The sequence below is a fragment of the Neokomagataea tanensis genome (genome assembly GCF_006542335.1).
GTDB lineage: Bacteria > Pseudomonadota > Alphaproteobacteria > Acetobacterales > Acetobacteraceae > Gluconobacter > Gluconobacter tanensis.
In genome coordinates this window covers 339,282-363,342 of the sequence record NZ_CP032485.1, presented here as the reverse complement: position 1 = coordinate 363,342, position 24,061 = coordinate 339,282, and the positions used below count along the sequence as shown (strand labels likewise).

Annotated in this window: 31 protein-coding genes; 28 read left to right on the top strand and 3 right to left on the bottom strand. The window is 54.4% G+C overall.

Annotated features, from left to right (window positions below):
- Position 1: 1 nt before the first annotated feature.
- From rplC to D5366_RS01640, 28 genes are all read left to right on the top strand, one after another.
- Entirely contained in the window at positions 2-685 is a 684-nt protein-coding gene (gene rplC, locus D5366_RS01775) for a 50S ribosomal protein L3 (RefSeq protein WP_068169728.1), read from the top strand.
- Between the two features lie 11 nt (positions 686-696).
- Complete coding sequence (gene rplD, locus D5366_RS01770; RefSeq protein WP_141492039.1) at positions 697-1,311, top strand: 50S ribosomal protein L4; 615 nt, start codon at positions 697-699, stop codon at positions 1,309-1,311.
- Complete coding sequence (locus D5366_RS01765) at positions 1,308-1,649, top strand: 50S ribosomal protein L23 (protein ID WP_141492038.1); 342 nt, start codon at positions 1,308-1,310, stop codon at positions 1,647-1,649. Before rplD ends, D5366_RS01765 begins: the two co-directional genes overlap by 4 nt.
- A gap of 16 nt (positions 1,650-1,665) precedes the next feature.
- Complete coding sequence (rplB, locus tag D5366_RS01760) at positions 1,666-2,496, top strand: 50S ribosomal protein L2 (protein ID WP_141492037.1); 831 nt, start codon at positions 1,666-1,668, stop codon at positions 2,494-2,496.
- A 16-nt stretch (positions 2,497-2,512) separates the two neighbouring features.
- Positions 2,513-2,791 carry a 30S ribosomal protein S19 gene (gene rpsS, locus D5366_RS01755; protein ID WP_011251962.1) on the top strand — a complete coding sequence of 93 codons (279 nt, stop codon included), beginning with the start codon at positions 2,513-2,515 and terminating at the stop codon, positions 2,789-2,791.
- A gap of 2 nt (positions 2,792-2,793) precedes the next feature.
- The gene (rplV, locus tag D5366_RS01750) at positions 2,794-3,201 is read left to right on the top strand and encodes a 50S ribosomal protein L22 (protein WP_141492036.1); all 408 of its coding nucleotides are present in this window, start codon (positions 2,794-2,796) and stop codon (positions 3,199-3,201) included.
- Positions 3,202-3,204: 3 nt separating this feature from the next.
- A complete protein-coding gene (gene rpsC, locus D5366_RS01745; protein ID WP_068169746.1) occupies positions 3,205-3,882 on the top strand; it encodes a 30S ribosomal protein S3 in 678 nt (225 codons plus the stop codon).
- A gap of 52 nt (positions 3,883-3,934) precedes the next feature.
- Positions 3,935-4,351, top strand: a complete 417-nt coding sequence (rplP, locus tag D5366_RS01740; RefSeq protein WP_068169748.1) for a 50S ribosomal protein L16 — start codon at positions 3,935-3,937, stop codon at positions 4,349-4,351.
- A 1-nt stretch (position 4,352) separates the two neighbouring features.
- A complete protein-coding gene (gene rpmC / locus D5366_RS01735) occupies positions 4,353-4,586 on the top strand; it encodes a 50S ribosomal protein L29 (RefSeq protein WP_141492035.1) in 234 nt (77 codons plus the stop codon).
- A gap of 13 nt (positions 4,587-4,599) precedes the next feature.
- A complete protein-coding gene (rpsQ, locus tag D5366_RS01730) occupies positions 4,600-4,869 on the top strand; it encodes a 30S ribosomal protein S17 (protein WP_141492034.1) in 270 nt (89 codons plus the stop codon).
- 12 nt (positions 4,870-4,881) lie between these two features.
- Positions 4,882-5,250, top strand: a complete 369-nt coding sequence (gene rplN / locus D5366_RS01725; protein WP_007282731.1) for a 50S ribosomal protein L14 — start codon at positions 4,882-4,884, stop codon at positions 5,248-5,250.
- On the top strand, positions 5,250-5,570 hold the full coding sequence (gene rplX / locus D5366_RS01720; RefSeq protein WP_141492033.1) for a 50S ribosomal protein L24: 321 nt from the start codon (positions 5,250-5,252) through the stop codon (positions 5,568-5,570). The genes rplN and rplX overlap by 1 nt, the downstream gene beginning before the upstream one ends.
- Positions 5,571-5,580: 10 nt before the next feature.
- Positions 5,581-6,144, top strand: coding sequence for a 50S ribosomal protein L5 (rplE, locus tag D5366_RS01715; protein WP_141492032.1), 564 nt, complete (start codon positions 5,581-5,583; stop codon positions 6,142-6,144).
- A 135-nt stretch (positions 6,145-6,279) separates the two neighbouring features.
- Positions 6,280-6,585 (top strand): 30S ribosomal protein S14, encoded by a 306-nt coding sequence (gene rpsN, locus D5366_RS01710; protein WP_141492031.1) that lies wholly within the window; start codon positions 6,280-6,282, stop codon positions 6,583-6,585.
- 12 nt (positions 6,586-6,597) lie between these two features.
- On the top strand, positions 6,598-6,996 hold the full coding sequence (gene rpsH, locus D5366_RS01705) for a 30S ribosomal protein S8 (protein ID WP_068169766.1): 399 nt from the start codon (positions 6,598-6,600) through the stop codon (positions 6,994-6,996).
- Positions 6,997-7,006: 10 nt separating this feature from the next.
- Positions 7,007-7,543 carry a 50S ribosomal protein L6 gene (gene rplF, locus D5366_RS01700; RefSeq protein ID WP_141492030.1) on the top strand — a complete coding sequence of 179 codons (537 nt, stop codon included), beginning with the start codon at positions 7,007-7,009 and terminating at the stop codon, positions 7,541-7,543.
- Positions 7,543-7,905: a 50S ribosomal protein L18 gene (gene rplR / locus D5366_RS01695; protein ID WP_141492029.1), complete on the top strand. Its 363-nt coding sequence runs from the start codon at positions 7,543-7,545 to the stop codon at positions 7,903-7,905. Before rplF ends, rplR begins: the two co-directional genes overlap by 1 nt.
- 12 nt (positions 7,906-7,917) lie before the next feature.
- Positions 7,918-8,490, top strand: coding sequence for a 30S ribosomal protein S5 (gene rpsE, locus D5366_RS01690; protein ID WP_141492028.1), 573 nt, complete (start codon positions 7,918-7,920; stop codon positions 8,488-8,490).
- Positions 8,483-8,671 (top strand): 50S ribosomal protein L30, encoded by a 189-nt coding sequence (rpmD, locus tag D5366_RS01685; protein ID WP_141492027.1) that lies wholly within the window; start codon positions 8,483-8,485, stop codon positions 8,669-8,671. Before rpsE ends, rpmD begins: the two co-directional genes overlap by 8 nt.
- A gap of 1 nt (position 8,672) precedes the next feature.
- Positions 8,673-9,158 (top strand): 50S ribosomal protein L15, encoded by a 486-nt coding sequence (rplO, locus tag D5366_RS01680; RefSeq protein WP_141492026.1) that lies wholly within the window; start codon positions 8,673-8,675, stop codon positions 9,156-9,158.
- Between the two features lie 127 nt (positions 9,159-9,285).
- On the top strand, positions 9,286-10,656 hold the full coding sequence (gene secY, locus D5366_RS01675) for a preprotein translocase subunit SecY (protein ID WP_141492025.1): 1,371 nt from the start codon (positions 9,286-9,288) through the stop codon (positions 10,654-10,656).
- Positions 10,656-11,234 carry an adenylate kinase gene (locus D5366_RS01670; RefSeq protein ID WP_141493751.1) on the top strand — a complete coding sequence of 193 codons (579 nt, stop codon included), beginning with the start codon at positions 10,656-10,658 and terminating at the stop codon, positions 11,232-11,234. The genes secY and D5366_RS01670 overlap by 1 nt, the downstream gene beginning before the upstream one ends.
- A 240-nt stretch (positions 11,235-11,474) precedes the next feature.
- The gene (gene rpsM / locus D5366_RS01665) at positions 11,475-11,852 is read left to right on the top strand and encodes a 30S ribosomal protein S13 (protein ID WP_141492024.1); all 378 of its coding nucleotides are present in this window, start codon (positions 11,475-11,477) and stop codon (positions 11,850-11,852) included.
- A 50-nt stretch (positions 11,853-11,902) separates the two neighbouring features.
- Positions 11,903-12,295 (top strand): 30S ribosomal protein S11, encoded by a 393-nt coding sequence (gene rpsK / locus D5366_RS01660; protein ID WP_007282744.1) that lies wholly within the window; start codon positions 11,903-11,905, stop codon positions 12,293-12,295.
- A 130-nt stretch (positions 12,296-12,425) separates the two neighbouring features.
- The gene (locus D5366_RS01655; protein WP_141492023.1) at positions 12,426-13,445 is read left to right on the top strand and encodes a DNA-directed RNA polymerase subunit alpha; all 1,020 of its coding nucleotides are present in this window, start codon (positions 12,426-12,428) and stop codon (positions 13,443-13,445) included.
- Positions 13,446-13,472: 27 nt separating this feature from the next.
- Positions 13,473-13,892 (top strand): 50S ribosomal protein L17, encoded by a 420-nt coding sequence (rplQ, locus tag D5366_RS01650; protein WP_141492022.1) that lies wholly within the window; start codon positions 13,473-13,475, stop codon positions 13,890-13,892.
- A 322-nt stretch (positions 13,893-14,214) separates the two neighbouring features.
- Complete coding sequence (locus D5366_RS01645; RefSeq protein WP_141492021.1) at positions 14,215-15,525, top strand: MFS transporter; 1,311 nt, start codon at positions 14,215-14,217, stop codon at positions 15,523-15,525.
- Between the two features lie 318 nt (positions 15,526-15,843).
- Complete coding sequence (locus tag D5366_RS01640; RefSeq protein ID WP_141492020.1) at positions 15,844-16,014, top strand: DUF1328 domain-containing protein; 171 nt, start codon at positions 15,844-15,846, stop codon at positions 16,012-16,014.
- A 68-nt stretch (positions 16,015-16,082) separates the two neighbouring features.
- Here D5366_RS01640 and D5366_RS01635 read toward each other — a convergent pair whose 3' ends face one another.
- The 3 genes from D5366_RS01635 to D5366_RS01625 are packed head-to-tail and all read right to left on the bottom strand — an operon-like array spanning position 16,083 to position 24,042.
- Positions 16,083-17,582, bottom strand: a complete 1,500-nt coding sequence (locus tag D5366_RS01635; protein WP_141492019.1) for an efflux transporter outer membrane subunit — start codon at positions 17,580-17,582, stop codon at positions 16,083-16,085.
- A complete protein-coding gene (locus D5366_RS01630) occupies positions 17,579-20,863 on the bottom strand; it encodes an efflux RND transporter permease subunit (RefSeq protein ID WP_141492018.1) in 3,285 nt (1,094 codons plus the stop codon). Before D5366_RS01630 ends, D5366_RS01635 begins: the two co-directional genes overlap by 4 nt.
- On the bottom strand, positions 20,860-24,042 hold the full coding sequence (locus D5366_RS01625; RefSeq protein ID WP_141492017.1) for an efflux RND transporter permease subunit: 3,183 nt from the start codon (positions 24,040-24,042) through the stop codon (positions 20,860-20,862). Before D5366_RS01625 ends, D5366_RS01630 begins: the two co-directional genes overlap by 4 nt.
- Positions 24,043-24,061 lie beyond the last annotated feature (19 nt).

Genomic DNA, 24,061 nt, shown 5'->3' with positions numbered 1-24,061 from the left:
GATGCGTACCGGATTGATTGCAAAGAAGCTGGGTATGACCCGGCTGTTTAAGGATGATGGCACTCATGTGCCTGTAACGGTCCTTCACCTTGATAATGTTGAGGTGGTGGACGCTCGCACAAACGAGCGCGACGGCTATACAGCTGTTCAGCTTGGCTTGAGCAACGCAAAGGTGAAGAACGTCACCAAGGCCAACCGTGGCCATTTTGCGCGCGCTAAAGTTGAGCCGAAGAAGCACCTTGTGGAGTTCCGCGTTGCGGAAGACGCAGTGCTTGAAGCTGGTACGAAGCTGTCAGCTGCTCATTTCGTTGTTGGGCAGAAAGTTGACGTTACGGGCCAGAGCAAAGGCAAAGGCTTTGCGGGCGTTATGAAGCGCCACAACTTCGCAGGTCTTGAAGCCACGCACGGCGTGTCCATCAGTCACCGTTCTCACGGTTCTACAGGCCAACGCCAGGATCCTGGTAAGGTCTTTAAGGGCAAGAAGATGGCAGGTCACATGGGTGACGAGCGCGTAACAACGCTCAACCTAGAGATCGCTGCTGTTGACGAAGAACGCAACCTGTTGATGGTCAAGGGTGCAGTTCCAGGTGCGAAAGACAGCGTAGTGCTGATTCGCGATGCAATCAAGAAGGCTCGCCATGCCGATGCGCCATACCCGGCAGCATCCGTGGCAGCCGCCGGTTGAGGACGAGGGGTATGCAGTACGATATCAAGACCCTCGATAACGGTAGCGCTGGTTCGATCACGCTTCCGGAAGAGATTTTCGCAGTAGCACCACGTGCCGACATTATGGCTCGCGTTGTTCACTGGCAGTTGGCAAAGCGCCGTGCAGGTACGCACCGTACAAAGGGTATGGGTGAAGTATCAGGCACGACCAAGAAGCCTTTCCGCCAGAAGGGCACGGGCTCAGCTCGTCAGGGCTCTTTGCGTGCGCCGCAATTCCGTACAGGTGGCGTGGTCCACGGTCCGGTTGTGCGTGACCACGGTTATGACCTGCCGAAGAAAGTTCGTCGTTTAGGCCTTATTTCTGCGCTGTCGCAGAAGGCTGCTGACGGCAAGCTGGTTGTGCTGGACGCTGCAAATGGCGTGAGCAAGACCCGTGAAGCTGCAGCTAAGCTGCAAGCACTGGGCCTGAGCTCTGCTCTGTTCGTTGACGGTACGGTTGATGAGCTGTTCGCACGCGCAATTGCGAACCTGCCAAAGATCGACGTTATCCCAACACTTGGGGCGAACGTTTATGACATTCTCAACCACGACGTGCTTGTTATCACGCGCGCTGGTCTTGAGGGGCTCAAGGAGCGCCTAGCATGACATTACCAATCGTCATGAATGCTCGCAAAGCTGCAGAGAATCTCTCGCAGGAAGCGCTGTACGACGTACTGCGTGCGCCATTGATCACAGAAAAGGCTACGCTGCTTTCAGAGCGTAACCAAGTTGTGTTCAAGGTCGCATTGACGGCGACGAAGCCACAGATCAAGGCCGCTGTTGAAAAACTCTTCAACGTAAAGGTTTCTGGCGTTAGCACGCTGGTCCAGAAGGGTAAGATCAAGCGCGTCAAGGGTCGTCCCGGCCGTCGTTCTGACATCAAGAAGGCTTATGTTCAGCTTGCTGAGGGTCATTCTATTGACCTGACAGCAAAGTTGGGCTGAGGCGGGGTAGACTACCATGGCATTGAAGCACTTTAATCCCACGACGCCGAGCACACGCGGCACCGTGCTGATTGACCGTAGCGAGCTCTGGAAGGGCAAGCCGGTCAAGCAGTTGACGGAAGGCAAGAAGAAGTCAGGCGGCCGTAATAACCACGGTCGTACGACAGTTCGTTTCCGTGGCGGCGGGCACAAGCAGTCTTACCGTTATGTTGACTTCAAGCGTCGCAAGTTCGACGTTGCAGCAACGGTAGAACGTCTTGAATATGACCCAAACCGTACAGCGTTCATCGCACTGATCAAGTATGATGACGGTGAACTGGCATACATCTTGGCACCTCAGCGCATTAAGGCTGGCGATCGTGTTGTTGCGGGTCACCGCACAGACGTGAAGCCAGGTAATGCAATGCCGCTCGGCTCCATGCCTGTCGGTACGATTGTGCATAACATTGAGCTGAAGCAGGGTGCAGGCGGTAAGCTGGCACGTTCTGCTGGCACATATGCACAGCTGGTCGGTAAAGATAACGGTTACGCTCAGATCAAGCTGCAGTCAGGCGAACTACGCCTTGTCCGCGGCGAGTGCATGGCTACTGTCGGTGCGGTTTCCAACCCCGACAACATGAACCAGCACATTGGTAAGGCAGGCCGTTCACGTTGGTTGGGTCGCCGCCCACACAACCGTGGTGTTGTCATGAACCCGGTAGATCACCCACATGGTGGTGGTGAGGGACGTTCTTCTGGTGGCCGTCATCCGGTTACACCATGGGGTGTTCCAACCAAGGGTTACAAGACGCGTGTAAACAAGAAGACGGACAGCCTGATTATCCGTCGCCGCAACCGCGGTAAGTAAGAGGGGGCACATAGAGATGGCACGTTCCGTCTGGAAGGGCCCGTTCGTTGACGGGTATCTGTTCGGCAAAGCTGAAGCATCACGTGCTTCAGGTCGTAACGAAGTGATCAAGATCTGGTCACGTCGTTCCACGATTCTGCCGCAGTTCGTCGGGCTGACGTTCGGCGTTTATAATGGTCACAAGTTCCTGCCAGTGCAGGTTACGGAGAACATGGTCGGTCACAAGTTCGGTGAGTTCTCACCGACACGTACGTATACCGGCCACGGCTCCGACAAGAAGTCGAAGCGGGGCTGAACATGAGCAAGCCGAAGCATATCCGCACGCTTGCGGACACGGAAGCGCAGGCAATTACGCGCAATATCCGCGTCAGCCCGCGCAAGCTTAACCTGGTTGCGGCGATGATCCGCAACCAGCCTGCTGACAAGGCAATTGCGGCATTGACGTTCTCACGTCGTCGTATTGCGCAGCAGGTTAAGAAGACGCTGGAAAGCGCCGTTGCTAACGCTGAAAATAACCATCAGCTAGACGTTGACCGTTTGGTGGTTAAGACAGCCGAAGTTGGCAAGTCCATTGTTATGAAGCGTTTCCACGCGCGTGGTCGTGGTCGTTCGGCCCGCGTTGAGAAGTTCTTCAGCCATCTGAAGATCGTTGTGGCTGAACGTGCGGAAGCACCGGAAACCGGCAAAGAGCAGAAGGCAGCTTGATCAATGGGACATAAGGTCAATCCGATCGGGCTCCGGCTCGGCGTCAATCGTACTTGGGACAGCCGTTGGTATGCAGATGGCGACTATGCTCGCCTGCTGCATGAAGATCTGAAGCTCCGCACGCATCTGCGTCGCAAGCTTTCAGGCGCTGGCGTTTCACGCGTAGTTATCGAGCGTCCGGCTAAGAAGCCGCGCGTAACGATCTATGCTGCTCGTCCAGGCGTTGTTATTGGTAAGAAGGGTCAGGACATCGATGCGCTCCGTAAAGAGCTCAGCCGTATGGCCAAGACCGACGTTGCGCTGAACATCGTTGAGATCCGTAAGCCGGAAATCGACGCGACGCTCGTTGCCGAAAACATCGCTCAGCAGCTGGAACGCCGCGTTGCTTTCCGTCGTGCAATGAAGCGTGCGATCCAGTCCGCTATGCGTCTCGGCGCACAGGGCATCCGGATCACCTGCAGTGGCCGTCTTGGCGGTGCAGAAATCGCGCGTGACGAGAAGTATCGTGAAGGTCGTGTACCTCTGCACACATTGCGTGCAGATATCGACTACGGTGTAGCTTCGGCTATGACGACTTACGGAACCTGCGGCGTGAAAGTGTGGATCTTCAAGGGCGAGATCCTGGCACATGACCCAATGGCACAGGACCGTCGTGCCGCGGAGCAGGCTCCGCAACGTTGAGGTACGGGCGCAAGCCCGTAACTCCTTGCAGGTGCATTGAGGATTTAACAACATGCTTTCCCCAAAGCGGACAAAGTTTCGTAAGGCGCATAAGGGTCGCATCCACGGCCTAGCAAAAGGCGGAACAACACTTAACTTCGGAGCTTATGGTCTGAAGGCGCTTGAACCCGAGCGGATCACAGCGCGCCAGATTGAGGCTTCACGTCGAGCCATTACTCGTGCAATGAAGCGTGCGGGTCGTGTGTGGATTCGTATTTTTCCGGATCTTCCAGTCTCGACAAAACCGGCAGAAGTGCGTATGGGCTCCGGTAAGGGCTCACCAGAGTATTGGGCAGCACGCGTCAAGCCGGGTCGTATCCTGTTCGAGATCGAGGGTGTACCCCCCGAGGTTGCACGTCTGGCACTGAGCCTGGGCGCTGCAAAGCTCCCGATCAAGACCAAGTTCGTTCAGCGTATCGGAGACGCGTGAGATGGCCGACACTTTTAAGCCTGCCGATCTTCGTGCGAAGAGTGAAGATGAGCTGAAAGCTCTTCTGATCGATCTCAAGCGCGAGCAGATCAATCATCGTTTCTCGGCTGCCACAGGGCAGTCGGAAAACACTAGCCGCGTTAAGGTCGTGCGTCGTGCGATTGCACGTATCAAGACGTTGGCTACCCAGTCGAAGAACCGTGCGGGCGCAAAAACGTCCGCCGCAGAGTCCTGAGAGGAGACGGACGATGCCAAGGCGCGTCCTGACAGGTCGGGTCACGAGCGACAAGATGGACAAGACGGTTACCGTTCTTGTTGATCGTCGTGTGATGCACCCGCTCTATAAGAAGTTTATCCGCCGCTCTAAAAAGTATGCGGCTCATGATGAAGGCAATGTCTGCCAGATTGGTGATGTTGTTCGCATTGAAGAATGCGCACCCATTTCCAAGCGCAAGACGTGGTCTGTCGTCGGTCGTAACGGAGAGGACCTGGTTCAGGCCTCTACCGTTAGCGCGTAAGGGGGTAGGCACATGATTCATCCCGAGACCAACCTTGACGTAGCCGACAATTCCGGCGCACGTCGGGTGCAGTGCATCAAGGTACTGGGCGGCTCCAAGCGGAAGACTGCCTCGGTCGGCGACATCATTGTCGTATCCGTTAAGGAAGCAATTCCCCGGGGTAAGGTAAAGAAGGGTGACGTGCATCAAGCCGTTATCGTTCGTACGTCCTATCCTGTGCGCCGTGCTGATGGTTCTGCTATCCGCTTTGATAAGAACGCTGCAGTTCTTATCAACAAGCAGCAAGAGCCAATCGGAACGCGTATCTTTGGCCCAGTGGTCCGTGAACTGCGTGCTCGCAAGTTCATGAAGATCATCTCGCTGGCTCCGGAGGTGCTATAATGGCTGCTCGTATTAAAAAGGGTGACCAGGTTCTGGTCCTCTCTGGCAAGTCACGCGGTGTACGCGGTGAAGTGCTGGCTGTCCTGCCTAAGGCAGAAAAGGCAGTCGTACGTGGTGTAGCTATTGCTAAGCGCCACACGAAGCCAAACCGCATGGGCGGCGAAGGCGGCATCATCGAGCGTGAGATGCCGATTCACCTTTCGAACCTCAAGCTGGTTGATCCAAAGAGCGGCAAGCCAACTCGCGTTGCTTTCCGCGTTCTGGAAGACGGTCGCAAGGTTCGTGTTGCTAAGGCAACCGGCGAAGTGATCGAGGGCTGAGGAGCGCAAGATGTCTGACAACACGTCCGTGCTGCCGCGTCTGCAGCAGCACTACGAAACGGTTCTGAAGAAGGAACTGCTTGAGCAGTTCAACTACACGAACCCGATGCAGGTACCCAAGCTCGAGAAGATCGTGCTGAACATGGGTGTCGGTGAAGCAGCTGGTGACCAGAAGAAACTGGATGCCGCTGTTGCTGAAATGGCAGCGATTTCCGGTCAAAAGCCGGTTAAGACGCTGGCACGTAAGGCTATTGCCGGCTTTAAGATCCGTGAGGGTCTGCCCATTGGTTGTAAAGTGACGCTGCGTCGCGCACGTATGTACGAATTCCTCGATCGTCTTGTGACGATCGCGATGCCGCGCATTCGTGACTTCCGTGGTCTTCCGGCGAATAAGGGCTTTGACGGCCGTGGCAACTTTGCCATGGGTATCAAGGAACAGATCGTATTCCCGGAAATCGAATATGACAAAATTGATGCTGTGCGCGGCATGGACATCATTTTTGTGACCACGGCGAAGACTGATGCAGAAGCTAAAGCGTTGCTGAAGGCATTCCAATTGCCTTTCCAAGGCTGATCGCATCATTTTTTCAGACCGATCGGGCTAAAAAATAGAGAATCGGCCTTCCATTGGGAGGCCGCTTTCCTATATAGAGGCGTCGATTGGAAAACCGTCGGGATAGGCCTGACAGGTTCCGGGAGAAAATTCGAGATGGCGAAGATCTCAGCGGTAAACCGCAACAACCGTCGCGCCGCTATGGCGAAGCGCGATAAGGCGAAGCGGACCGCGTTGAAAAATATTATCAAGGATCGCTCCTTGTCGGTCGAAGACCGCTTTGAAGCGACGCTGAAGCTGGCACAGTTGCCACGTAACGGTGCGGAAACCCGCGTACGTCTGCGTTGCAAATTGACGGGTCGCCCCCGTGCGAACTATCGCAAGTTCGAGCTTTGCCGTGTTGCTCTGCGTGATCTGGCTTCTTCTGGTCAGATTCCTGGCATGGTTAAGTCGAGCTGGTAAGGGAGCGAATAAATGTCTCTATCTGATCCATTGGGTGATATGCTCACCCGGATCCGCAACGCGCAGCGTGCGCGTCATGCGGCCTGTGTTGCTCCTGCGTCAAAGCTGCGTGCAAGCGTTCTTGAAGCTTTGAAGCGTGAAGGTTACATCCGTGGCTTCTCATCTGAAGAAGTCCGCAAGGGTGTTTCTCAGCTTCGTATTGAGCTGAAATACGTTGAAGGCCAGCCGGTCATTAAAGAGATTCACCGTGTCTCTAAGCCCGGTCGCCGCGTTTATTCGAAGATCAAGGAACTGCCGCGCGTTTATGCCGGCCTTGGTGTGTCGATCCTGTCCACTCCGCGTGGCGTCCTGTCGGACGTCGAGGCCCGCGCTACCAATGTTGGTGGCGAGGTCCTGTGCCGCGTCTTCTAAGGAGGATCGCATGTCTCGCGTAGGTAAGTATCCGGTAGAGGTTCCGTCAGACGTTCAGGTCACCCTGACAAATGGCGTAATCACAGTGAAGGGTAAGCTCGGCGAACAGTCGATGCCAATTTCCCGTCACGTCGACGTCAAGGTCGAAGGCAATCAGGTTGCTGTTGAGCCAGTTGGTCGTCGCTCACGCGATAACTGGACGATGTGGGGCACAACGCGCGCGTTGATTGCCAACATGGTCAAAGGTGTGTCAACAGGCTTCTCGAAGGCTCTTGAAATTCAGGGTACGGGTTTCCGTGCAGCTGTTCAGGGCTCGAACCTGGTAATGAACCTCGGCTTCTCGCACGATGTTGTGTATCCGATTCCTGCTGGAATTAAGATCACGACGCCGCGTCCGACGGCTATTGTCGTCGAAGGCAATGATAAGCAGCGCGTTGGTCAGGTAGCTCTGGATATCCGTAGCTTCCGTCGTCCAGAGCCTTACAAAGGCAAGGGCGTTCGTTACGAGACCGAAGTTCTGCGTCGTAAGGAAGGTAAGAAGAAATAATGGCATCGCAGCAAGGATTGCAGGAACGCCGCCGTCAGCGGTTGCGCTTCCAGCTTCGTCGCAAGAGCGGCGGCCGGCCGCGTTTGTCGGTCTTCCGTTCCAGCAAGCACATTCACGCGCAGATCATCGACGATGCGCAGGGTCGTACACTCGCCAGCGCTTCCACGCTGGAGAAGGACATCCGCTCAGCTGGCAAGACCGGTGCAGACGTTGGTGCAGCAACTGTTATCGGCAAGCTGATCGCAGAACGTGGTGTAGCAGCAGGCGTAAGCACTGTTGTGTTCGATCGCGGCTCTTATATGTATCATGGTCGGGTCAAGGCCCTGGCCGAGGCTGCCCGCGAGGGCGGGCTCTCGTTCTAAGGAGGATCACACATGGCACGTGAGCCAAGAGAAGGCGGCCGTGGTGGTCGTGAGCGTGAGCAGGGCGACGATCTGGTCGACAAGCTCGTAACGATCAACCGTGTTGCAAAAGTCGTAAAGGGCGGTCGCCGCTTCGCTTTTGCTGCACTGGTCGTTGTGGGTGACCAGAAGGGTCGCGTAGGCTACGGCGCAGGCAAGGCGCGTGAAGTTCCAGAAGCTATTCGTAAGGCTACGGAACGTGCAAAGCGCGCTATGATCCGCGTACCAATGAAAGAAGGTCGTACCCTTCATCACGATCTGTTCGGTCACTACGGTGCGGGCAAAGTGGTGGTTCGTACAGCTGAAGCTGGTACCGGTATCATTGCTGGTGGTCCGATGCGTGCAGTTTTCGAGAGCTTGGGCATTAACGACGTTGTCGCTAAGAGCTTGGGAACGCGGAACCCGCACAACATGATCAAGGCAACGTTCGCAGCGCTTGAAAAAGCTAGCAGCCCACGTCTTGTCGCGTCTCGTCGCGGTAAGAAGGCAGCAGAGCTTTTCGGTAAGCGTGAACAAGTTCAGGCCGAGGAGGGTGCAAATGTCTGAGCAAGGCAAAACTCTCCGCGTAACGCAAATCGCTTCAGTTATCGGGCGTAAGCCCGGTCAAGCTGAGACGATTGTCGGTCTTGGTCTCCGCGGCATCGGCTCAACCCGTACACTGGAAGACACTCCTTCCGTACGTGGTATGATCCGTAAGGTTGCTCACCTTATCAAGGTGGAGGGCTGACATGAATCTAAATGAACTGCGTGACAACGAAGGTTCACGCTACCGCAAGAAGCGTCTTGGACGTGGCATCGGTTCCGGCAAGGGCAAGACCTCCGGTCGTGGTGTCAAGGGTCAGAAAGCTCGCGAAGGCGTTTCGCTTAACGGGTTTGAAGGCGGTCAGCTTCCGCTGTACCGTCGTATGCCCAAGCGCGGCTTCGTAAACATTTTCCGCAAAGAATATGCTCCGGTTAACCTCGGTGCACTTTCTAAGGCTATCGAAGCTGGTAAGCTCGATGCTTCTGCGGTTGTTAACGAAGCAACGCTGCGTGCAGCTGGTCTCGTTAGCGGCAAGGTGGACGGTGTTCGCCTGCTGGCTAAGGGCGAGCTGAGCCAAGCGCTGACGATTGAAGTTGCTGGTGCCTCTGCTGCTGCTGTTGCAGCTGTTGAGAAGATCGGTGGCTCTGTCAAAGTTGCGACGTCGAAAGCGGACGCTTCGGCTGAAGGCTAAGTTCACTGATACATCATTGTAGTTTTGCTTCCGAAATATGATGCAAAACTACAATCTTGGTGGTGACAGGATAAGCAGCGTCCCGTACTTATGTACGGCGACGCTGTTTTCGTGAAAGGACAGGTGGATGGCTTCCGCAGCAGAGCAGCTTGCCGCCAATCTCAATATGGGCTCCTTCGCCAAGGCGACAGAGCTTAAAAAGCGCATCTGGTTCACCCTGATTGCGCTCGTAGTATACCGTCTTGGGACGTATATTCCGGTTCCTGGGGTTGATGCGACGGTGATGGGGCAATTATTGGCTCAACACCAAGGTGGTATTCTTGGCATGTTTGATATGTTCACGGGGGGCGCTTTAGGGCGCATGACCGTGTTCGCGCTGAACATCATGCCTTACATTAGTGCCTCTATCATTATTCAGTTGCTCTCGACGGCAGTGCCATCGATGGACGCACTGAAGAAAGAAGGTGAAGCCGGGCGCAAAAAGCTTAATGCTTACACGCGCTACCTGACGGTTTTTATTGCGCTTTTTCAAGCGTATGGGCTTGCTGTTGGCCTTGAGAACATGAGTTCGCATGGTGCTAGTGCGGTAGTTTCTCCTGGCCTGTTCTTCATCATTTCCTGCGTGGTCACGCTTGTTGGCGGCACCATGTTCCTGATGTGGATTGGTGAACAGATCACTTCACGTGGTGTCGGTAACGGTATTTCGCTGATTATTTTCTCGGGGATTGTCGCCAATTTGCCGCATGCGCTGGCAAGCTTGTTTGAGTTAGGTCGTACTGGCGCCCTTTCTCCAATCTTCGTGGTTATATTCCTTGTTTTGGCAATTTTGGTTATCGCCTTTATTGTCTTCATGGAGCAAGCGCAGCGTCGCGTTGTAATCCAGTATCCGAAGCGCCAGATGGGCAACCGCATGTTCGGTGGTGAATCCACACACATGCCGCTCAAGGTGAACACGGCTGGCGTTATTCCGCCTATTTTCGCGTCATCTGTTTTGCTTATTCCAGTTACGATTTCTGGCTTCGTGAGCAATCACAACATGCCAGGCTGGCTTGCAACGTTAGGGCAGCAACTGGGGCAGGGGCAGCCTTTATACATGGCTTTTTATGCGGCCATGATATTGTTCTTCTCCTACTTCTACGCCGCTGTGACGTTTAATCCTGAAGAAACAGCTGAAAATTTGCGTAAGCAGGGCGGTTTCATTCCTGGTGTTCGTCCAGGGGCGAGCACTTCGCGTTATTTTGATCGTATCCTTTCACGCTTGACGACGATCGGCGCCTTGTACTTGGTTGTGGTGTGCTTGCTGCCGCAAATTTTGATCAGCCGCTATAACGTCCCGTTTTATTTTGGTGGGACGAGCTTGATCATTATTGTTTCAGTGACGATTGACACCGTTACGCAGATTCAGTCGCATCTGGTCGCGCATCAGTATCAAGGATTGATCCGTAAGCAGCGTGGACGTGGTCCGCGTTCAGGGATGACTGGGGGGATCCGTCGATGATGAATATCATTCTTCTTGGTCCGCCCGGGGCAGGTAAGGGCACGCAAGCTAAGCGTCTTGAGCAGAAATTCGGCCTGAAGCAAATTTCCACTGGAGATATGTTGAGGGCGGAAGTGGCTGCCGGAACGGCGATTGGCCGTGAGGCAAAAGCCATCATGGAGCAGGGGCAATTCGTTCCTGATCCAATCATCGTTGAGATGATTCAAAACCGCATCGGTCAAGCAGATTGTTCTCAGGGTTTTATTCTTGATGGTTTTCCACGCACGGAAAGTCAGGCGGAAGCACTCGACAGCATGCTGGCCAAGCGTGAATTGACGATTGATGCTGTTATTCTTCTGGATGTCTCAGAAGAACAACTTGTCGAACGAATTGCGTCTCGTACGTCCGAAGATGGCACTCGCCGCAAGGATGATGAGCCTGAAGTCGTACGCTCACGTCTAAAAGTTTACCGTGACCAGACTGCTCCAATCCTACCTTACTACGAGCGTGAGGGACGTTTGCGTCGCATCGACGGCATGCAGTCTGTCGAGGCAGTTGGAACTGCTTTGGACGATTTATTAGTGCCAGTATCGCGTTAAAAACGGGAAAACTGGCTAAAAATGAGTGGGAAATGCTGATTTTCACGAAGATGTGATCATTCGCATTTGACTCAAAGGGGGTGAGCAGTATATTGCGCGCCCTCGACATCACTGCGGCTTTACCTTGTGATTCCCCGTATGATTCGGTGGATCGACAGGTTGGGCGTATACGTATGGTCCGGTTAAAACCGGTTTTTTATAGGTGGACGTGGCTGCGGTCACGTCGATGGGAGAAGTAACGTGGCACGTATTGCCGGCGTAAATATTCCGACCAACAAACGGGTGGTCATCAGCCTGCGCTATGTTTACGGCATTGGTCCGTCAACGGCGCAGTCAATCTGCACAAAGCTCGGTATCCCCGAAGCGAAGCGCGTTAACGAACTATCTGACGACGAAATCGTAAAGATTCGTGAACTGATCGACAGCGAATTGCGCGTTGAAGGTGATCTGCGCCGTGAAACGGCAATGAACATCAAGCGCCTGATGGACTTGGGTTGCTACCGTGGCCTGCGCCACCGCCGTAGCCTGCCAGTTCGTGGTCAGCGTACGCACACCAATGCTCGTACCCGTAAGGGTAAGGCCGTTGCGATTGCTGGCAAGAAGAAGGCAGCGCGTTAATAGCGCTGGTCTTTTGACCTTTCTCTGAAACTTACAGGACGACCTCTCTCATGGCTAAGGCCGCTGCACCGCGTATTCGCAAGAAAGAGCGCAAAAACATCATCTCTGGTGTTGCTCATGTGCTCTCCACGTTCAACAACACCATGATCACGATCTCTGACGCACAGGGCAACGCTATCGCGTGGTCCTCTTCAGGCGCTCAGGGCTTCAAGGGCTCGCGTAAGTCCACACCGTATGCTGCTCAGGTTGCTGCAGAAGATGCAGGCCGTAAAGCACGCGAGCACGGTATGGAAACGCTTGAGATCGAAGTTTCGGGTCCAGGTTCGGGGCGTGAAAGCGCGCTGCGTGCATTGCAGGCTGTTGGCTTCACCATTACGTCTATTCGCGATATGACGCCGGTTCCCCATAACGGCTGTCGTCCGCGTAAGCGCCGCCGCGTTTAAGTGATGTCAGGCTGTCGATCCGGTGTGGTCGGCAGCCTTCGCAGTGATCGCATCTTCTTCCGCACAACCCGTGCGGGCCAGGTGCCGCCAATAACAGTTGGCGGGCTTCGTTGTTTGAAAGGCCACGACCTTGGTTCTCCAGAAAAACTGGCAGTCCCTCATCAAGCCCGAGAAGCTTGAAGTCGAACCCGGCCCGGTTGCTTCGCGCGTTGCCACTGTCGTGGCCGAGCCGTTGGAACGCGGTTTCGGTATGACGCTTGGTAACGCTCTGCGTCGCATCCTCCTGTCTTCTTTGCAGGGTGCTGCCGTAACGGCGTTGCAGATCGATGGCGTTCTGCACGAGTTCTCGGCTGTCCCGGGTGTACGTGAAGACGTTACGGATATCGTGCTTAACGTTAAGCAACTTGCCCTGCGTATGCATGGTGAGGGGCCGAAGCGCATGATTCTGACGGCAACCGGCCCGGGCGAAGTTACAGCAGGTCAAATTCAGGCAGGCCATGACATTGAAGTCATGAACCCTGATTTGGTAATCTGCACCCTTGATGATGGTGTTAAGCTCGGAATGGAGTTTACCGTCAACACAGGTAAGGGTTACGTTGCTGCTGCGGCAAACCGTCCAGAAGAAGCACCGATTGGTATGATCCCCATCGATGCTATCTACTCACCGGTTCGCCGCGTGTCGTACAAAGTTGAGCAGACGCGTGTCGGTCAGGTAACTGACTACGATAAGCTGCTGCTGACTGTTGAAACAAATGGTGCTGTTACCCCTGAAGATGCTCTGGCTGTTGCCGCGCGCATCCTGCAGGACCAGGTCCAGTTGTTCATCAACTTCGACGAGCCGCGCCCTGTCCAGCATGAAGAGCCGGAAGACGATCTTCCGTTCAACCGGAACCTGCTGCGTAAGGTTGACGAACTCGAGTTGTCTGTGCGTAGTGCGAACTGCCTCAAGAACGACAACATTGTGTATATCGGCGATCTGGTTCAGAAATCCGAGCAGGAAATGCTCCGGACGCCGAATTTCGGGCGCAAGTCGCTCAACGAGATCAAAGAAGTTCTCACCGGTATGGGGCTGTCGCTCGGCATGAGCGTACCAGCCTGGCCGCCCGAGAACATCGAGGATCTGGCCAAGCGTCTCGACGAGACGTTCTGAGAACTTCTAAGGTAAGGAAAACTAGCAATGCGTCATGGAGTGAGCGGGCGTAAGCTCAATGTCACCTCGTCACACCGCGCTGCCATGTTCCGTAACATGGCGGTAGCGCTCATCAAGCATGAGCAGATCACCACAACCCTGCCAAAGGCGAAGGAACTTCGTCCGGTTGCAGAAAAGTTGATTACGCTTGGTAAGCGTGGTGACCTGCATGCTCGTCGTCAGGCTTTTGCTCAACTGCGCGACGACGCTGTTGTAAGCAAGCTCTTCAGTGCAGTAGCTGAACGCTACAAGGCACGTGCTGGTGGTTACACCCGCGTTCTGAAGGCTGGCATGCGCTACGGCGATAACGCCGACATGGCTGTGATCGAGCTGGTCGATCGTGATGTTGAAGCAAAGGGCAAGGACAGCGGTCCGAAGCCAGAAGTTGAGCAGGTTGACGCCGCTTAATTTTTGCTTTCAGCATAGAAAGAAACCGGGACACGAAAGTGCCCCGGTTTTTTTTGCTTTTCATCCCGGCATGAATTGTGTAGCTTTCCGGCAACAGGTACAGGAAATGCCCGTTTTCTAACGGGTGCAAAACGTTTTTTCGTTCATTCGCCTTTTCGTAAGGCTGAGCAAGAAACCTTCGGGCTTCTTTTCTCTTTCTGTATCCATAATCTTTAAAGGCTCGAGCACTCTCGTAGAGCCCACAACGACGCATCGCAAAATTCTGCTTTGGTAATGAGGCCAAAGACAGGGTGATGATGCGCCCTCTGTCTGGAGAGCATTCATGTCCACATCTACCGCAGAAAGACGGGGTCTTGCGGAGATATTAGGAATTCCGCCAGCCCTATTCTGGGCTTTTGTCGGTCAGCTTTTGTTCATGGTAGGTGATGGTGTCGAGGCAGGTTACCTCGATACTTTCATGCTGCATAATGGACATACTCAAGACTTCGTAACAAATTTATTTATCTATTATGGCATCACTGTGATGATCGCGGCTTGGTTTTCAGGGCCGTTATCAGATCTGTTGGGGCCGAAAAAGGTTATGTGGATTGGCCTGATTTTGTGGGCCGTTCTCGAGGTAGGGTTTCTGCTATTCGGATTAGGTCCGAATAACGGGCCTATGATTACGCTATTCTACACGCTGCGCGGTTTTGCATATCCGCTCTTTGCGTATGGCTTCCTTGTCTGGATTGCGGCTGCTACGCCTGCTCCGATGTTGGGTTCAGCGGCCGGTTGGTTCTGGTTCTCGTTCTCCGCTGGTTTGCCGACACTGGGCTCACAATTTGCGCGTTATGCTATTCCGGCCATTGGTGAGCTGAATACATTTTGGTGTTCGCTCGGGCTGGTTATTCTCGGTGGTTTGATCGCGCTTTTGTTTACGCATGAGCCAACGGGGAAGAAGCGTCTGCTTCCTGAGCATGTTTCAACCAAAGAAATCTTCTTTGGATCGCTCAGTATTGTATGGCGTGAACCCAAGACGCTAATTGCGGGAATTGTGCGTATCATTGATACCTCGTCCGAATATGCGTTTTTGGCGATCATGCCAGCCTTTTTCGTGGACCATCTACATTTCACGCAAGGGCAGTGGCTCGATATTCTGTCAATCATCTTCCTGAGCAACATCTTGTTCAATCTTGTCTCCGGCATGGTGGCTGACACGCTGGGGCATCGCTTTGTTGTTGCTGTGTTCGGTGGGATTGGTGGCTTTGTTTCTATTCCGCTGTTCTACTATGTCCCGCTATGGCTCCCTGGCAACTTCTGGGCGGTAGCTGCGGCCGGTGTCTTGTATGGTGCGTCGGTTGCGGCGTTTGTTCCGCTGTCAGGTTTAATGCCCCAGATTTGCCCACGTGAAAAAGCTGCTGCCTTGTCCATATTGGGCTTAGGTGCAGGTGCCTCGACGTGGGTTGGGCCAGCGATTGTTGCAGGGTGTGCCTCTGTTTTTGGTCCCGGCCTTCATTTCGTTATTTGGACCTTTGCGGTGATTTACCTGTTGTCCGCATTAGGTACCCTGACGCTAACCATCTCTCCTGAGGCTCGTCGCTATACGGAGGAAATGGAAGCACGTGGGGAAAGTACAAAGGCTGTCGGTCATTAAATTTTCTGTGATCGTATGAATGCTTTAAAGGCGGCCTTATTGAGGCCGCCTTTTTTGTGTTTGTTGAAAACCTTAAAAGGAGAACTGCAATGTCAAATCTTTGTCAGAAAAGCTTGAAGCTACGGCAGTGTGCATGCCGGACTGTTAAGGAAAGTGGCGCTTTAATTGAGGATTTGGTGGTAGATCAACCGTGGTTGTGGCTGTTAGTCGCAGCGGGTGTGGGTATGCTGATTGGGCGCTTTGTGTGGTCAAGAAAGAAAACTTCTGAGTAATCCTGACGTTCAGCCTCTAAGGATCTTTTCTGATGAGGTGTTTGTCATGTTGAAATGGGCGATAATCTTTTTCCTGATTTCTTTAGTAGCAGGCTTTTTTGGTTTCACTGGTATTTCGGAAGCAACGGCAGGAATCGCTAAGTTCTTGTTTGTTGTGTTTATTGTCCTGACTGTCTTGGTGATCGTTCTTGGATTGGCTGGAATTTCCGCACTCTGAGACGAAGAGATAGTTACGAAAAAGGCGGCCCAAGGGCCGCCTTTTTTATTGCCATTTAGCTCCAGTCCTTACTGTGCAGGACGGACGCCGTTTTTATCTTTTTGGATGAAGGACGGCAGAAGCGGATTATCCGTTTGCAGAGAATCTTTGCTGGGGACCGATGTAGAATTCCAGCCGCCACCCAGATCTGTGAGGAGTTTGACCTCAGCCAAGAATTGCTGCTGGCGGATGCTCAGTTGTGTTTGCTCATACTGCAATGCGGTTTGTTCAGAGGTGATGACGGTGGTGTAGATTTGGGTACCTGCCAGATATTCGTTTGTCGAAACGCGGACAGCATCCTGAGCGGTGGCAAGTGCTTTGTTCTGCATAGTTAACTGTTGATCGAGATAATGAAGGTTTGACATCTGGTCTTCAGTGTCTTGGATTGCTGCGAGGACAGTCTGACGATATGTGGCGACTGCGTTGTCGTAATCGGCCTCGGCGCTGCGGACAGCGGCGGTACGTGCCCCGCCATTGAAAATGGTCTCAGTGGCGGCTGCGCCTAGCCCCCATGTGCGCGTGGCCGTCTGAATTAATTGCTGGATTGGATTGCCGCTATAGCCGTAGCTCGCCGAGAGGGAAACTTCAGGGTAATAAGCGCCGATAGCATAGCCGATTGCAGCATTATATGCCTCCATGTTGCGCTCAGCCTGCGCGACGTCAGGGCGGCGTTCCAGAAGCGTTGAGGGCAGCGCTACCGGGGCAGGGGGCAGGATTTTAGGAAGCGGCGCCGATGGGATGCTGACTTCTGAAGGTGTGCGACCGGTTAAGATAGCAATGGCGTGCTCATACTGGGCGCGAGCAACATGGGCATTGGCTAGGCTTGCCTGAGTCGATTCAAGCTGATAGCGCGCTTGCAGGGCCGCGGTCGGGTCTGCAACGCCAGCCTCAAGCTGGTTCTCGACGATTTGCAGGTTGCGTGTGTAGAGGCCAACATTGTTGGTATAAAGATCAATAAGGCTGTCTTGGTAGCGCAGATCAAAATAATCTTGTGCCAATTGTAATTGGTAGGACAGGCGCATGGCTGCCACTAATGCGGCATCTGCCTGTGTTGCAGCGACCTGTTGTTCGACCTGGCGACGGATACGGCCCCATACGTCGATAGTCCAACTGGCGGATGGCCCGGTAGCCCACGTGTTGTTCGTGCTGGAACTTGCGCTGTTACGGTTGAAGCTAAACGAACCGCTGAGCGTCGGGTAAAGCTGCGCACGGACTGAATCAATCGTGCTGGCTGCTTTACGGTACTGAGCTTCGTATTCTTTTAAGCTTTGGTTGGACGTCGCGATCCTGTTTTCGAGGTCGTTTAAAGTGGGGTCGTTGAAGATCGTCCACCAGTCTCCTTTGGGGAAAAGGGCTAAGTCTGGTCGTGTTTTTGTCCAGCCTGCAGGCGGGGGAGCTTCTTTAAACTGTGGTGCGATAATAGCCTGCGGGCGTTTGTAGTCGGGCCCAACCATGCACCCACTGAGAGCGGGAACGGCCATAGTGCCAAGCAAAATTGCGCGCAAAGAAGAGAAACGATTTAAATTCATGGCGTATGGTGCTCCCGGTGGAGTGTAAGGTGCAGGAGGGAAAAAAGGCGCTTTGGCAATGTTTTTATCCATCCGCCCAAACGCTCGAGAATAAGGAAAACAATTGGTGTGGTGTATAAAGTGAGCAATTGGCTCACCATGAGGCCGCCAAGTATGGCGATACCAAGTGGGTGGCGGAGCTCGCTGCCGTAGCCATTTCCTAAAATCAGTGGCAGTGCTCCGAGGGCGGCAGCAAGAGATGTCATCAGGATCGGGCGGAAGCGCAGGAGGCTTGCTTGGTGGATAGCCTCCATGGCCGTTGCACCTTTACGTTGGGCATCTAGCGCAAAATCGACCAGCATGATGGCGTTCTTTTTGACGATGCCAATCAGCAGAATGACGCCGATCATAGCCATCAACGAGAATTCTTCTCCGGCAACTCGTAAGGCAACCAAAGCGCCAACACCGGCTGATGGTAGCGTTGATAAAATAGTCAGCGGGTGGATGAGGCTTTCGTAGAGAACACCAAGCACGATGTAGACCGCAGCGAGAGCTGCAAGGATAAGCAGCGGTTCATCACTCGTTGATTTTTGAAAAGCGGCGGCATTACCGGCAAATCCGCCCTGAATTGTGGGAGGGACATGCAGCTCTGCCATGGCGGCGTCGATAGCGGTGACAGTTGGCCCAAGAGCCGCGCCGGGCGCTAAATTGAAGGATATTGTTACGGCGACGGATTGACCGTCATGGTTGATGGTCAAAGCTGTGTTGGTAAGACGTTGGCGCGCGACGTTCATGAGGGGAACCATCGTTTCTGCGCTTGTCGTAACAGCTGCGCCTGAAGAGGCACTTTTCCCCCCGGCGAGGGCGTTGGCTTGAGAGTTGAGGTAGGAGCGCTCGCTTTGGGATAAAGTTGTGCTTGTTCCAAAGCGAACACGTATGTTGTTGGAAGACACGCCCCCGGCTGCTGTGCCGCCCGCGACGCTGACCCACATTTGGTTCAGCATGCTGGGCGAGGTCATGTAATCTGGTGCGACCCCCATAACGACGCGGTACTGATTAAGAGTTTTGTACATGACGGAAGCAGCTCGCTGGCCGAAAGCATCGTATAGAGCGTTCGAAATCAGCTGAGGGGTGATGCCGTAGCGTGCTTCTGTGTCCCGGTCGAGGGAGATTGCAATGGCTTGGCCGCCTTGCTCGGCATCGGAGGAGACATCCATAATGGAAGGGATATGCGAGAGCGCTGCCGTGATACGCGGTACCCATGTAAACAACTCTTCAGCTGAGTTTGCTTTCAGGGTGTATTGGTAGGCTCCGTCACCGCTACGAGCCCCCATGCGAACACTGCCTGGTGCCATTAGACGCAACTGCGCGCTGGGGTGCTGCCCGAAATGGCGGGTGATGCGGGCGATGGTCTCGGGAAGGCTATCCTGACGTTCGCTTTTGGGTTTGAGCCCAATAAACACGTTGGCGGAGTTGGAGGAGCGCCCCCCAAGTCCACCCATGACGCCCTCCACGTCCGGGTCCGCTGCGATGCTGCGCATTGCTCGGGCTGTGGCCATTTGCAGGGCATGGAAAGAAATTGATTGATCAGCGACGACGCGGCCCATGATTTGCCCGGTATCTTCCGACGGGAAGAACCCTTTAGGCATCCGAACGAACAGGATGCCGGCCAAGATGATGGTGGCCGGAAGGGAGAGAGCAACAAGCCGTTGGTGTCGGAAACACCAGCCGAGCGACGCTGCATAACCGCTGGTAATACCGTTCAGGGCGTTTTCCAGAATTTGGCTGATGCGGGATAGAAAGCCAGTTTTGGGGGTTTTGGTATGGGTGTTTAGAACCAGTGCACTGAGCATGGGGGTCAGGGTCAAAGACAACACAAGGGAAATGCCGAGTGTCACCACCATAGTCATCGCAAATTCATGAAAGAGCCTGCCCGTGATGCCGCCCATCAGGAAGATTGGCGCAAACACAACAACAAGTGACACGGTAATGGACAGGACCGTGAAGGCAACTTCACTGGTGCCGAGGATGGCGGCTTTTATGCGCGTGTGGCCCATTTCCATGTAGCGGGTAATATTTTCCAAAACGACGATGGCATCGTCCACGACAAAGCCCGTAGCGATGGTCAGAGCCATGAGGGACATGTTGTCGAGCTGGTAATTCAGCAACAGCATGGCCCCGAACGTACCAATGATCGAGACGGGTACAACAATTGCCGGGACAAGAATGGCGGACCCGCTGCGAAGGAAGAGCAGCACCACACCGATGACCAAGACGACCGCAATGATCAGTGTCTGTTTCGTTTCGTTCAAAGAAGAACGAATTGTCTTTGAGCGGTCGATCAGCAGGTGAAGCTGTGTGTCACCGGGTAATGTGGCACGAATAGCTTCAAGGCGTTGGTGGATGCTGTCCACTGTGTGGATAACATTGGCTCCGCCCTGAGAGAAGACCGTGCAGATGATGGCGCGTTGCCCGTTAAAAAAACCCGCTTGGCGAATATCTTCGACACTGTCGGTAATGGAGGCAACGTCAGACAGGCGCACGGGGAGGGCGTTGCGGTAAGCAATGATGAGGTCTTGGTATTCAGCGGCTTTTATCGCTTGGTCGTTGGTGGCAAGCGTGAGGCGCTGCCCTTGTGCGTCAATGAACCCTTTTGGGGTGTGGGCATTGGCAGAAGCGAGAGCTGCGCGGATATCTTCAAAACCGATACCGTAATGGAACAATTGGAATGGGCTAAGGTCAACCCGCACTGCGGGCAAAGCACTGCCGCGTATGTCGACTTCCCCGACCCCGTCGACTTGGCTGAGTTGTTGGACCAGTACGTTGCTGGCGTAGTCGTAGAGAGCTTCTGGTGTGTGTGTCGTTGAAGTCAGCGCAAAGGCCATGACGGGCGGACCGTTCGAGTTGGCCTTGTTATAGGAAGGGTTACTTCTCAGTGTGGTGGGGAGGTCTTGTCGTGCGCCTTGCAGCGCCGAAGCGACATCGCGCGCAGCACCGTTAATGTCGCGCGAGAGATCAAACTGCAGAGTAATACGCGTTTGGTTGACCATGGACTGAGACGTCATTTCCGTGACGCCAGATATGGCCCCGAGGTGGCGCTCCAGTGGTGCGGCGACTGTACTCGCGATTTCGGCTGGGGAGCCGCCGGGTTGGTTTGCCGTTACGACGATGACAGGGAAGTCTACGTTTGGAAGGTCCGCGACGGGGAGGTTGAGGTACCCCAGTACCCCCCCGATTAGGATTGCCAGTGTTAGTAGCGTCGTGCCGATTGGTCGTGAAACGAAGAGATGGATAAGGTTCACAGTGGTGCCTGATGTGGTGCCTGTGGGTGATTGCTGCTGGTTTTGGAGACAGCGGCATTGATCCGTCGGCCGAGCTTATCCATGAAAAGATAAATGACAGGCGTCGTGAAGAGCGTCAGAACCTGCGAGAGCATAAGGCCGCACACGATGGTTACGCCCAGAGGCTGACGAAGCTCAGAACCGACACCGGTGCCGAACATTAGGGGTAGGGCGCCAAAAAGTGCGGCGAGAGTGGTCATCAGAATAGGGCGAAAACGCAGGAGTGCCGCGCGGCGGATCGCCTCAAGTGGGGAGTTGCCGTCGGCGCGCTCTGCCTCAAGTGCGAAGTCGATCATCATGATCGCGTTTTTCTTCACGATACCGATCAGCAGAACAATACCGATAATGCCCATCACATCTAGGGGCATGCCAAAGAGGTCCAACCCGACGAGCGCGCCGATGGCTGCTGATGGGAGGGTCGACAAAATGGTTACTGGGTGGATGAAGCTCTCATAGAGAATACCGAGAACGATATAGACTGCGACCAAGGCCGCTACGACGAGCCAGACTTCATTACCGAGAGAGTTTTGGAAGGCAGCGGCTGTTCCTTGGAAGGCCGTTTGGAAAGCGGGGGGTAGGTTGAGGCTTTTTTCAACGCGCTGAATAGCATCGGTCGCATCGCCCAGAGAGTGGCCAGCCGCGACGTTGAACGAAACGGTGGCGGAGGGGAATTGTCCGTAATGGCTGATCAACAAGGGCATGAAGCGGTGCGTGACCGTGACGACCTGATTGAGGGGAACGAGGCCAGATGTTGGCTGACGCGTTGGGCCTGAGGTGCTGCCGCCTGCTTCAGAGGAAATGCCGGGCAGGTAGAGGCGGTTGAGCGAGTTGATGTCGGTCTGGAGGGCCGGATCAGCCTCTAAAATTACCCGGTACTGGTTGGACTGGGTATAGATTGTGCTGATCTGGCGTTGGCCAAAGCTGTCATACAACAGGTTGTCGACGGTTTGCGGTGTAATGGAGTAGCGCGCGCCTGTTGTCCGGTCGAGCGTGACCTGAGCCGTGAGCCCTTCGGCCTGTAGGTCGGAGGTGACGTCAGAGAGGGCTGGCTCTTTTTGCAGGGCCGTCAGGAATTTGGGGACCCAGGTTTGGAACGTATCGTAATCTGGGTTCTCTAGAATGAACTGGTACTGTGTTGCTGAGACGGACGTATCAAGGGATAGATCCTGAATGGGCTGGGTGTAGAGATGTGCCCCTGCAACTTGTGAGCCTTCACGAGTGAGGCGGTCCAGCGTGGCTTGCAGGCTTGATGTCCGTTGCTCACGTGGTTTCAGGTTAATCAGGAAGCGACCGACATTCAGGGTCATGTTTTGCCCGTCAATGCCGATGAAAGAGGAAATGCTCGCGACGTCTGGGTCTTGAAGAATGGCGCGGCCAACTTCAGCTTGCCGCACACGCATACCATCGAACGAGATGGTTTGGGGCATGACGGAAATGCCCTGAATAACCCCGGTATCTTGAGTGGGGAAGAACCCCTTAGGGATGGCCATGGCAAGTATGCCGGTCAGCACGACTGTTCCCAGCGTGGCGAGTAATGTGAGCCCACGAAAGCGCAGAACCACATCGAGCCAGCGGCCGTAACCTTCAATGAGAATGTTAATGCCGCGTTCGGTTTTATCCGACAGGCGCCCCCAGAAGCCGTGGTTTTTTGAAGGGGCATGTGTGTCGGTCAGGATGCGTGCACACATCATGGGGACCAGCGTGATGGAGACCACGGCTGAGATAATGATGGTGATAGAAAGTGTCATCGCAAATTCATGGAACAAACGCCCGACGACGTCTTGCATGAAGAGCAGCGGAATAAGTACGGCAATAAGAGAAACCGTAAGGGAGATGATGGTGAAACCAATCTCTCCAGCCCCTTTAAGGGCAGCTGTGTAGCGGTCTTCGCCTGCTTCGATATAGCGCGCTATGTTTTCAATGACGACAATCGCATCGTCCACGACAAAGCCCGTGGCGATGGTGAGCGACATGAGCGACAGGTTGTCGAGCGAAAAGCCCAGCAAATACATGGCTGCGAGCGTGCCAACGAGCGAGAGAGGCACGGAGAGGCTTGGAATGATCGTTGCGGGGATATTCCGCAGGAAAATAAAAATCACCCCGACGACGAGCAGCATCGCTAGGCCAAGCTCGACACCGACATCCGCTACGGAGGCACGGATGGTGGTTGTGCGGTTGGTCAGAGGAGTGATGTCGATACCGGGAGGAAGGTCGCGCTTAAGCTGCGGAAGAACACGCAGAACGTTATCGACGACTGAGATAACGTTTGCGCCGGGCTGTCGCTGGATATTTAGAATCAGCGCTGGGGTCGTATTGGACCATGCGGCAAGCTGCGTATTTTCTGCGCCTTCGACGACTTTAGCAACGTCCCTCAGGCGAATAGGACCATCGTTCTGATAAGCGATGACCTGATCCATTAATTGCCCAACGGAGGAAATCTGACCGTCGATGCGCAGCGTTGTTGCGCGTTTTGGGCCGTCAAATGTTCCGGTCGGGGAGTTGATGTTGACCGTGCCAATAATTGTACGCAGCGTATCGATAGCGATGCCGTAAGAGGTCAACTTTGGAATGTTAACCTGAATACGATACGCCTTGCGATTGCCACCCGAGAGGGAAACTAGGCCCACGCCGGAAATTTGGCTGACCTTTTGCTCAAGGCGGGTGTTGACGTAGTCTTCGACCTCAGGGAGGGGCAGGACCTTTGAGGTAATGCCAAGGGTCAGGACTGGGGTATCAGCCGGGTTGACCTTTGCGTAGATAGGGGGGGCCGGCAGGTCTGTCGGGAGCAGTGAGTTGGCGTTGTTAATGGCTGCCTGAACTTCTTGCTCAGCAATGTCCATGGACATGTCGAGGCCAAAACGAAGCGTAATGACAGATGCCCCGCCCGAAGATTGGGAGGACATCTGCTGCAGGCCGGACATCTCGCCCAGCTGTGTCTCCAGCGGGGCTGTCACGGAGGTGGCCATGACATCTGGCCCCGCGCCGGGGTAGAAGGTCGAGACCGTAATCGTTGGGTATTCAACCTGAGGTAGGGCTGATACCGGAAGGAAGTGGAAACCGAGCAAACCGCTCAGCAGAATGGCGAACATCAGGAGGCTGGTTGCCACCGGGCGTTCGATAAACAGGCGGGACGGATTCACGAGCGGTCATTTCCCCGAG

Bases quoted from the DNA above. Each gene is read 5' to 3' on its own strand.
- rpsC (WP_068169746.1), top strand. From the start codon at position 3,205: ATGGGACATAAGGTCAATCCGATCGGGCTCCGGCTCGGCGTCAATCGT.
- rpmC (WP_141492035.1), top strand. From the start codon at position 4,353: ATGGCCGACACTTTTAAGCCTGCCGATCTTCGTGCGAAGAGTGAAGAT.
- rpsE (WP_141492028.1), top strand. From the start codon at position 7,918: ATGGCACGTGAGCCAAGAGAAGGCGGCCGTGGTGGTCGTGAGCGTGAG.
- rplP (WP_068169748.1), top strand. From the start codon at position 3,935: ATGCTTTCCCCAAAGCGGACAAAGTTTCGTAAGGCGCATAAGGGTCGC.
- rpsN (WP_141492031.1), top strand. From the start codon at position 6,280: ATGGCGAAGATCTCAGCGGTAAACCGCAACAACCGTCGCGCCGCTATG.
- D5366_RS01635 (WP_141492019.1), bottom strand. From the start codon at position 17,582: ATGAATTTAAATCGTTTCTCTTCTTTGCGCGCAATTTTGCTTGGCACT.
- secY (WP_141492025.1), top strand. From the start codon at position 9,286: ATGGCTTCCGCAGCAGAGCAGCTTGCCGCCAATCTCAATATGGGCTCC.
- rplX (WP_141492033.1), top strand. From the start codon at position 5,250: ATGGCTGCTCGTATTAAAAAGGGTGACCAGGTTCTGGTCCTCTCTGGC.
- rplC (WP_068169728.1), top strand. From the start codon at position 2: ATGCGTACCGGATTGATTGCAAAGAAGCTGGGTATGACCCGGCTGTTT.
- rplE (WP_141492032.1), top strand. From the start codon at position 5,581: ATGTCTGACAACACGTCCGTGCTGCCGCGTCTGCAGCAGCACTACGAA.
- D5366_RS01640 (WP_141492020.1), top strand. From the start codon at position 15,844: ATGTTGAAATGGGCGATAATCTTTTTCCTGATTTCTTTAGTAGCAGGC.
- D5366_RS01765 (WP_141492038.1), top strand. From the start codon at position 1,308: ATGACATTACCAATCGTCATGAATGCTCGCAAAGCTGCAGAGAATCTC.
- D5366_RS01645 (WP_141492021.1), top strand. From the start codon at position 14,215: ATGTCCACATCTACCGCAGAAAGACGGGGTCTTGCGGAGATATTAGGA.
- rpmD (WP_141492027.1), top strand. From the start codon at position 8,483: ATGTCTGAGCAAGGCAAAACTCTCCGCGTAACGCAAATCGCTTCAGTT.
- rplR (WP_141492029.1), top strand. From the start codon at position 7,543: ATGGCATCGCAGCAAGGATTGCAGGAACGCCGCCGTCAGCGGTTGCGC.
- rpsQ (WP_141492034.1), top strand. From the start codon at position 4,600: ATGCCAAGGCGCGTCCTGACAGGTCGGGTCACGAGCGACAAGATGGAC.
- rpsS (WP_011251962.1), top strand. From the start codon at position 2,513: ATGGCACGTTCCGTCTGGAAGGGCCCGTTCGTTGACGGGTATCTGTTC.
- rplD (WP_141492039.1), top strand. From the start codon at position 697: ATGCAGTACGATATCAAGACCCTCGATAACGGTAGCGCTGGTTCGATC.
- rplQ (WP_141492022.1), top strand. From the start codon at position 13,473: ATGCGTCATGGAGTGAGCGGGCGTAAGCTCAATGTCACCTCGTCACAC.
- rplF (WP_141492030.1), top strand. From the start codon at position 7,007: ATGTCTCGCGTAGGTAAGTATCCGGTAGAGGTTCCGTCAGACGTTCAG.
- rplB (WP_141492037.1), top strand. From the start codon at position 1,666: ATGGCATTGAAGCACTTTAATCCCACGACGCCGAGCACACGCGGCACC.
- rplV (WP_141492036.1), top strand. From the start codon at position 2,794: ATGAGCAAGCCGAAGCATATCCGCACGCTTGCGGACACGGAAGCGCAG.
- rpsH (WP_068169766.1), top strand. From the start codon at position 6,598: ATGTCTCTATCTGATCCATTGGGTGATATGCTCACCCGGATCCGCAAC.
- rplO (WP_141492026.1), top strand. From the start codon at position 8,673: ATGAATCTAAATGAACTGCGTGACAACGAAGGTTCACGCTACCGCAAG.
- rplN (WP_007282731.1), top strand. From the start codon at position 4,882: ATGATTCATCCCGAGACCAACCTTGACGTAGCCGACAATTCCGGCGCA.
- rpsK (WP_007282744.1), top strand. From the start codon at position 11,903: ATGGCTAAGGCCGCTGCACCGCGTATTCGCAAGAAAGAGCGCAAAAAC.
- D5366_RS01670 (WP_141493751.1), top strand. From the start codon at position 10,656: ATGAATATCATTCTTCTTGGTCCGCCCGGGGCAGGTAAGGGCACGCAA.